This window comes from Pseudomonas edaphica (genome assembly GCF_005863185.1).
In the GTDB taxonomy this organism is placed as follows: Bacteria; Pseudomonadota; Gammaproteobacteria; order Pseudomonadales; family Pseudomonadaceae; genus Aquipseudomonas; species Aquipseudomonas edaphica.
In genome coordinates this window covers 1-6804 of sequence record NZ_VBVZ01000338.1, presented here as the reverse complement: position 1 = coordinate 6804, position 6804 = coordinate 1, and the positions used below count along the sequence as shown (strand labels likewise).

Here is a 6804-nt window from a genome sequence, read left to right as displayed (position 1 = left end):
GGCTTCTCCTGGTTGCTGTTGTTCAGTGCAGTGGGCCTGGGTTTGACCAGTGCGGTGATTCAGGTGGCGATGAACTGGGCGCAGCAGAGTGTTTCGCCAACCCGTGCCACGTTGATCTATGCCGGCGAACCGGTATGGGCCGGCGTGATCGGGCGGATTGCCGGGGAGCGTTTTCCGCCGATTGCGATGGTCGGTGCGGCGTTGATTGTGGCGGCGGTGATTGTGAGTGAGATGAAGACACGCAATCAGCGAGAAGCTGAAAAATCAATCGAACTGGAACAGGAAGCCCCCTGACCCGTCAGGTCCGATCGTTCCCACGCTCTGCGTGGGCATGCATCCTGTGACGCTCCGCGTCACCCTTGCGCAAGGCTCACGGCTGCATAAGCAGTTGGGACGCGGAGCGTCCAGGGCGGCATTCCCACGCAGAGCGTGGGAACGATCCGGTTCGAAATAATGCCAAACGGGAGGTTTCGGCCTACCTTGTAGGATCCTGCCACATCTTGCCGTTTGGTGATCGAGAAAGCGGCACGTATGATGCATCCCAAACTCCCGCAGATTAGAAGCCTATGTCCCTGATAGTTCTACTGCTTCTGCCTTTTATCGGCAGCTGTCTGGCGGCCTTGCTGCCGCATAATGCACGTAACACCGAATCCCTGTTGGCCGGCCTTGTGGCCCTGGTCGGCACCATTCAAGTCGCTTTGCTCTACCCTCAGATCGCCCACGGTGGCGTGATCCGCGAAGAATTCATGTGGTTGCCCAGCCTCGGGCTCAACTTCGTGCTGCGCATGGACGGGTTTGCCTGGTTGTTCTCGATGCTGGTGCTGGGCATCGGCACACTGGTGGCGCTGTATGCGCGCTATTACATGTCGCCGGATGACCCGGTGCCGCGCTTCTTTGCGTTTTTCCTGGCGTTTATGGGCGCCATGCTCGGGCTGGTGATCTCCGGCAACCTGATCCAGATCGTGTTCTTCTGGGAACTGACCAGCCTGTTCTCGTTCCTGCTGATCGGCTATTGGCACCACCGCGCCGATGCCAGGCGCGGCGCCTATATGGCGCTGATGGTCACCGGCGCCGGCGGCTTGTGCCTGCTGGCGGGTGTGATGCTGCTGGGGCATATCGTCGGCAGCTATGACCTGGACCTGGTGCTGGCGGCGGGCGATCAGATTCGCGCGCATTCGCTGTACCCGGTGATGCTCGCGTTGGTGCTGATCGGCGCCTTGAGCAAGAGCGCGCAGTTCCCTTTCCACTTCTGGCTGCCCCACGCCATGGCGGCACCCACGCCGGTTTCGGCCTACCTGCACTCGGCGACGATGGTGAAGGCCGGCGTGTTCCTGCTGGCCCGCCTGTGGCCGTCGCTGTCCGGCAGCGAAGAATGGTTCTGGATCGTCGGCGGTGCCGGCGCACTCACCCTCCTCCTCGGCGCTTACTGCGCCATGTTTCAGAATGATCTCAAGGGCCTGCTGGCCTATTCCACCATCAGCCACCTCGGGCTGATCACCCTGCTGCTGGGCCTCAACAGCCCGCTGGCCGCCGTCGCTGCGGTGTTCCATATCCTCAACCACGCCACTTTCAAGGCCTCGCTGTTCATGGCCGCCGGCATCATCGACCACGAAAGCGGCACGCGGGATATCCGCAAGCTCAGTGGCCTGGTGCGGCTGATCCCGTTTACTGCGACCCTGGCGATGGTGGCCAGTGCGTCCATGGCCGGCGTGCCGTTGCTCAATGGTTTCCTGTCCAAAGAGATGTTCTTCGCCGAAACGGTATTTATCTCGGCGACAAAGTGGGTAGAAATCGCCCTGCCGGTGATCGCGACCATCGCCGGTACGTTCAGCGTGGCCTATGCCCTGCGCTTTACCGTCGACGTGTTCTTCGGCCCGCCCGCGACCGACCTGCCCCACACGCCCCACGAGCCACCGCGCTGGATGCGCGCGCCGGTCGAGCTGCTGGTGTTTACCTGCCTGCTGGTGGGCATCTTCCCGGCCCAGGTGGTCGGTTCGATCCTCGCCGCCGCCGCACTGCCGGTGGTCGGCGGGGTACTGCCCGAATATAGCCTGGCCATCTGGCACGGCTGGAACGCGCCGATGATCATGAGCCTGGTGGCCATGTCCGGCGGCATCGTGCTGTACCTGCTGCTGCGCAAACAGCTCAAACGTGGCCGTTTCAAATACCCGCCGATCATCAGTTACTTCAACGGCAAGCGCATGTTCGAGCGCAGCCTGGTGGTGATGATGCGCGGCGTGCGCCGTATCGAAAAACGCATCAGCACCAAACGCCTGCAAACCCAATTGTTCCTGCTGGTGCTGGCGGCGGTGGTTGCCGGGTTGATCCCGATGCTCAACAGCGGCCTCAGTTGGGGCGACCGGCCGAAGATCCCCGGCTCCATCGTGTTCGTGACCCTGTGGTTGCTGGCCATCGCCTGTGCGCTGGGCGCCGCCTGGCAAGCCAAGTACCACCGGCTGGCAGCCCTGACCATGGTCAGTGTGTGCGGCATGGTCACCTGCGTGACCTTCGTGTGGTTCTCGGCGCCGGACCTGGCCCTGACGCAACTGGTGGTCGAAGTGGTCACCACCGTGCTGATTTTGCTGGGCCTGCGTTGGTTGCCACGACGGATCGAAGAAGTCTCGCCACTGCCGAGCTCGTTGCGCAAGGCGCGCATCCGTCGCCTGCGCGACTTCCTGTTGTCCACCGTGGTCGGTGGCGGCATGGCGCTGCTCTCCTACGCAATGCTGACCCGCCAGACGCCCAACGATATCTCCTCGTTTTACCTGAGCCGCGCGCTGCCCGAAGGCGGCGGCAGCAATGTGGTGAACGTGATGCTGGTGGACTTCCGCGGCTTTGATACCTTGGGCGAAATCACCGTGCTCGGCGCCGTGGCTCTGACCGTCTACGCCCTGCTGCGCCGCTTCCGTCCGTCCAAGGAAAGCATGGAGTTGCCGCCACAACAGCGCCAATTGGCGCCGGACGTGGCCACCGATCTGGTCAACCCGCGCCAGGCCAGCGATACCGCCCTGGGCTTTATGATGGTGCCGGCGGTACTGGTGCGCCTGCTGCTGCCGATTGCTCTGGTGGTGTCGTTCTACCTGTTCATGCGCGGCCACAACCAGCCGGGCGGCGGTTTCGTCGCAGGGTTGGTGATGTCGGTGGCGTTTATCCTGCAATACATGGTCGCCGGCACCCAATGGGTCGAAGCGCAGATGAGCCTGAGGCCGATGCGCTGGATGGGCTTCGGCCTGCTTTCGGCCACCTTGACCGGGCTCGGCGCGCTGTTCGTCGGTTACCCGTTCCTCACCACCCACACCTGGCACTTCAGCCTGCCGCTGCTGGGCGATATCCACATTGCCAGCGCGTTGTTCTTCGACGTTGGCGTGTACGCCATGGTCGTCGGCTCCACGCTGTTGATGCTCACCGCCCTCGGTCACCAGTCGGTGCGAGCGCATAAACCGAGCAACCAGCCCAAGGCCGTTGCCGCAACCGAAGGAGCCGCCTGATGGAAGAAGTCATCGCAATTGCCATTGGAGTGCTGGCGGCCTCCGGCGTCTGGTTGATCCTGCGCCCACGAACGTTCCAGGTCGTCATGGGCCTGTGCCTGCTGTCGTATGGAGTCAACCTGTTCATTTTCAGCATGGGCAGCCTGTTCATCGGTAAAGAGCCGATCATCAAGGACGGCGTGCCGCAAGACCTGCTCAACTACACCGATCCGCTGCCCCAGGCCCTGGTACTCACGGCCATCGTGATCAGCTTCGCCATGACGGCCTTGTTTCTGGTGGTGCTGCTGGCCTCCCGTGGGCTGACCGGCACTGACCATGTGGACGGTCGGGAGCCAAAGGAATGACGTGGATGAATCAAATGATCGTCGCGCCGATCCTGCTGCCGTTGCTGACCGCCGCGCTGATGCTGATGCTCGGCGAAAAACGCCGCCCGTTGAAAGCCAGGATCAACCTGTTCTCCAGCATCATCGGCCTGGGTGTCGCCATCCTGCTGCTGTACTGGACGCAACAAGGCGGCCCCGGCTCGATTGGCGTGTACCTGCCGGGCAACTGGCAGGTGCCCTTCGGCATTGTGCTGGTGGTGGACCAACTGTCGGCGATGATGCTGGTGCTCACCGGCATTATCGGTGTGAGCGCGCTGCTGTTCGCCATGGCCCGTTGGGATCGCGCCGGCACCAGTTTCCACGCGCTGTTCCAGATCCAGCTGATGGGTTTGTACGGTGCATTCCTGACGGCGGACCTGTTCAACCTGTTCGTGTTCTTCGAGGTGCTGCTGGCGGCGTCCTATGGCTTGATGCTGCACGGCTCCGGCCGCGCGCGGGTGTCGTCGGGGCTGCATTACATTGCGATCAACCTGTTGGCGTCGTCGCTGTTCCTGATTGGCGCGGCGATGATCTACGGGGTCACCGGCACGCTGAACTTTGCTGACCTGGCGCTGAAAATCCCGCTGGTACCGCAAGCCGATCGCGGCCTGTTGCATGCTGGCGCGGCGATCCTCGCCACTGCATTCCTGGCCAAGGCCGGCATGTGGCCACTGAACTTCTGGCTGGCACCCGCCTACTCCTCGGCCAGCGCACCGGTGGCGGCGATGTTTGCGATCATGACCAAGGTCGGCGTGTACACCGTGCTGCGTCTGTGGACCTTGCTGTTCTCCGGGCAAGCCGGTGCATCGGCGCTGTTTGGCGGCGACTGGCTGGTGTACGGCGGCATGGCGACCATCGTCTGCGCGGCGCTGGCCATGGTGGCTGCGCAGCGCCTGGAGCGGATGGCCAGTCTGAGCATCCTGGTGTCGGCCGGGATCCTGCTGTCGTCGGTGGGCTTTGCCCAGCCAAGCCTGACCGCCGGGGCGCTGTTCTATCTGGTCAGCTCGACCCTGGCGCTGAGCGCGCTGTTCCTGCTGGCCGAGCTGATCGAGCGTTCGCGCTCGGCCAATGATCTGCCGCTGGATGAAGAAATCGACGCGCTGCCCAAAGCCATGGAGTCGTTGCACCCACGTCCCGGCGTCAACCTGGATGACGAGCAGAAAGCCGTGGTCGGCCAGGTGATCCCCTGGACCATGGCCTTCCTGGGCTTGAGCTTTATCGCCTGCGCACTGCTGATTATCGGCATGCCGCCGTTGTCCGGGTTTATCGGCAAGCTCAGCCTGTTGAGCGCGCTGGTCAACCCAATGGGCCTGGGTAACGCAGTGGATGAGCCGATCCGCCCGGCGGCCTGGGGCTTGGTGGCGCTGTTGATCTTGTCGGGCCTGGCTTCGCTGATCGCCTTCGCCCGCCTGGGTATCCAGCGCTTCTGGACGCCGGAGGAGCGCCCATCGCCGCTGCTGCGCCGCTACGAATGTGTGCCGATCTTCTTCCTGCTCGGCCTGAGCATTCTCCTGACCTTCAAGGCCGAACCGTTGATGCGCTACACCCAGGCCACGGCCGAGAGCCTGAATAACCCGGAGCATTACGTGATGGCGGTGATGGCCACGCGCCCGGTGCTGAGCCCTGAATCCAGAGCCGCCGCCCTGGAGGTGCAGCCATGAAGCGCCTGTTCCCTGCCCCGTGGCTATCGCTGGCATTGTGGGTGCTGTGGCTGGTGTTGAACCTGTCGGTCAGCCCCGGCAACCTGTTGCTGGGCGCGGTGCTGGGCTTTCTCGCGCCGCTGCTGATGGCGCCGCTGCGCCCGCTGCCGGTGCGTATTCGTCGCCCCGGCATCATCATTCGCTTGTTCTTCGTGGTGGGTCGCGACGTGATCGTGTCCAACCTGCAAGTGGCCTGGGGCGTACTGACGTGCGGATCCCGCCCGCCGCGTTCACGTTTTATCAAAATCCCGCTCGACCTGCGTGACCCCAACGGCCTGGCCGTCCTGTCGATGATCACCAGCGTGACGCCTGGCACAGTGTGGTCGGAACTGGCCCTGGACCGCAGCATCCTGCTGCTGCACGTGTTCGACCTGGACGATGAAGCACCGTTTATCGAGCACTTCAAACGCGCCTACGAGCGGCCCCTGATGGAGATCTTCGAATGAGCCCCCTGCTCTCCAATGCAATCCTGGTCAGCCTGTTCCTGTTCTCGCTGGCGATGGTGCTGACGCTGGTGCGCCTGTTCAAAGGCCCGTCCGCGCAAGACCGGGTTCTGGCGCTGGACTACCTGTACATCCTGGCGATGCTGATGATGCTGGTGCTCGGCATTCGTTATGCCAGTGACACCTACTTTGAAGCGGCGCTGCTGATTGCGCTGTTTGGCTTTGTCGGGTCGTTCGCCCTGGCGAAATTCCTGCTGCGTGGCGAGGTGATTGAATGATGCCGTTATGGGTTGAAGTGATCGTGGCCGTGTTGCTGGTGCTCAGCAGCCTGTTTGCGCTGATTGGCGCGATCGGGTTGTTGCGCATGAAGGACTTCTTCCAGCGCATGCACCCACCGGCACTGGCCTCCACACTGGGCGCGTGGTGCGTGGCGCTGGCGTCGATTATCTACTTTTCGGTGCTCAAGTCCGGGCCGGTGCTGCATGGCTGGTTGATTCCGATTTTGTTGGCGATTACGGTGCCTGTTACCACACTGCTGTTGGCGCGCACGGCGCTGTTTCGCAAGCGCATGGCCGGTGATGATGTGCCTGCCGAGGTCAGCAGCCGCCGCTGATTGATCTGTGGGAGCTGGCTTGCCTGCGATAGCGGTGTATCAGTCAATGTTGCTGTGACTGATAGGCCCCCATCGCAGGCAAGCCAGCTCCCACATTGGTTTTTGCGTCAGGCGAACGAGCGGATGTGCGTCGCCAACGCTGCCAGTTCCCCATCATCGGCCCGCACAAAATCGTGGGATGAGATATAGCCCTCATAC

Annotated in this window: 7 protein-coding genes; all 7 read left to right on the top strand. The window is 62.8% G+C overall.

The features are described 5' to 3' along the window. The coding region (locus FEM54_RS20635) for a DMT family transporter (RefSeq protein ID WP_138452741.1) at positions 1-294 on the top strand (294 nt) is incomplete at its 5' end. 272 nt (positions 295-566) lie between these two features. Further along, positions 567-3488: a monovalent cation/H+ antiporter subunit A gene (locus FEM54_RS20630; protein WP_017137540.1), complete on the top strand. Its 2922-nt coding sequence runs from the start codon at positions 567-569 to the stop codon at positions 3486-3488. Next, on the top strand, positions 3488-3832 hold the full coding sequence (locus FEM54_RS20625) for a Na+/H+ antiporter subunit C (RefSeq protein WP_003192163.1): 345 nt from the start codon (positions 3488-3490) through the stop codon (positions 3830-3832). Before FEM54_RS20630 ends, FEM54_RS20625 begins: the two co-directional genes overlap by 1 nt. Continuing rightward, positions 3829-5511: a monovalent cation/H+ antiporter subunit D gene (locus tag FEM54_RS20620; protein WP_017137539.1), complete on the top strand. Its 1683-nt coding sequence runs from the start codon at positions 3829-3831 to the stop codon at positions 5509-5511. Before FEM54_RS20625 ends, FEM54_RS20620 begins: the two co-directional genes overlap by 4 nt. Continuing rightward, positions 5508-5996 (top strand): Na+/H+ antiporter subunit E, encoded by a 489-nt coding sequence (locus FEM54_RS20615; protein ID WP_017137538.1) that lies wholly within the window; start codon positions 5508-5510, stop codon positions 5994-5996. Before FEM54_RS20620 ends, FEM54_RS20615 begins: the two co-directional genes overlap by 4 nt. Next, the gene (locus FEM54_RS20610) at positions 5993-6271 is read left to right on the top strand and encodes a K+/H+ antiporter subunit F (protein ID WP_017137537.1); all 279 of its coding nucleotides are present in this window, start codon (positions 5993-5995) and stop codon (positions 6269-6271) included. The genes FEM54_RS20615 and FEM54_RS20610 overlap by 4 nt, the downstream gene beginning before the upstream one ends. Beyond that, positions 6268-6606: a Na+/H+ antiporter subunit G gene (locus FEM54_RS20605; protein ID WP_017137536.1), complete on the top strand. Its 339-nt coding sequence runs from the start codon at positions 6268-6270 to the stop codon at positions 6604-6606. Before FEM54_RS20610 ends, FEM54_RS20605 begins: the two co-directional genes overlap by 4 nt. Positions 6607-6804 lie beyond the last annotated feature (198 nt).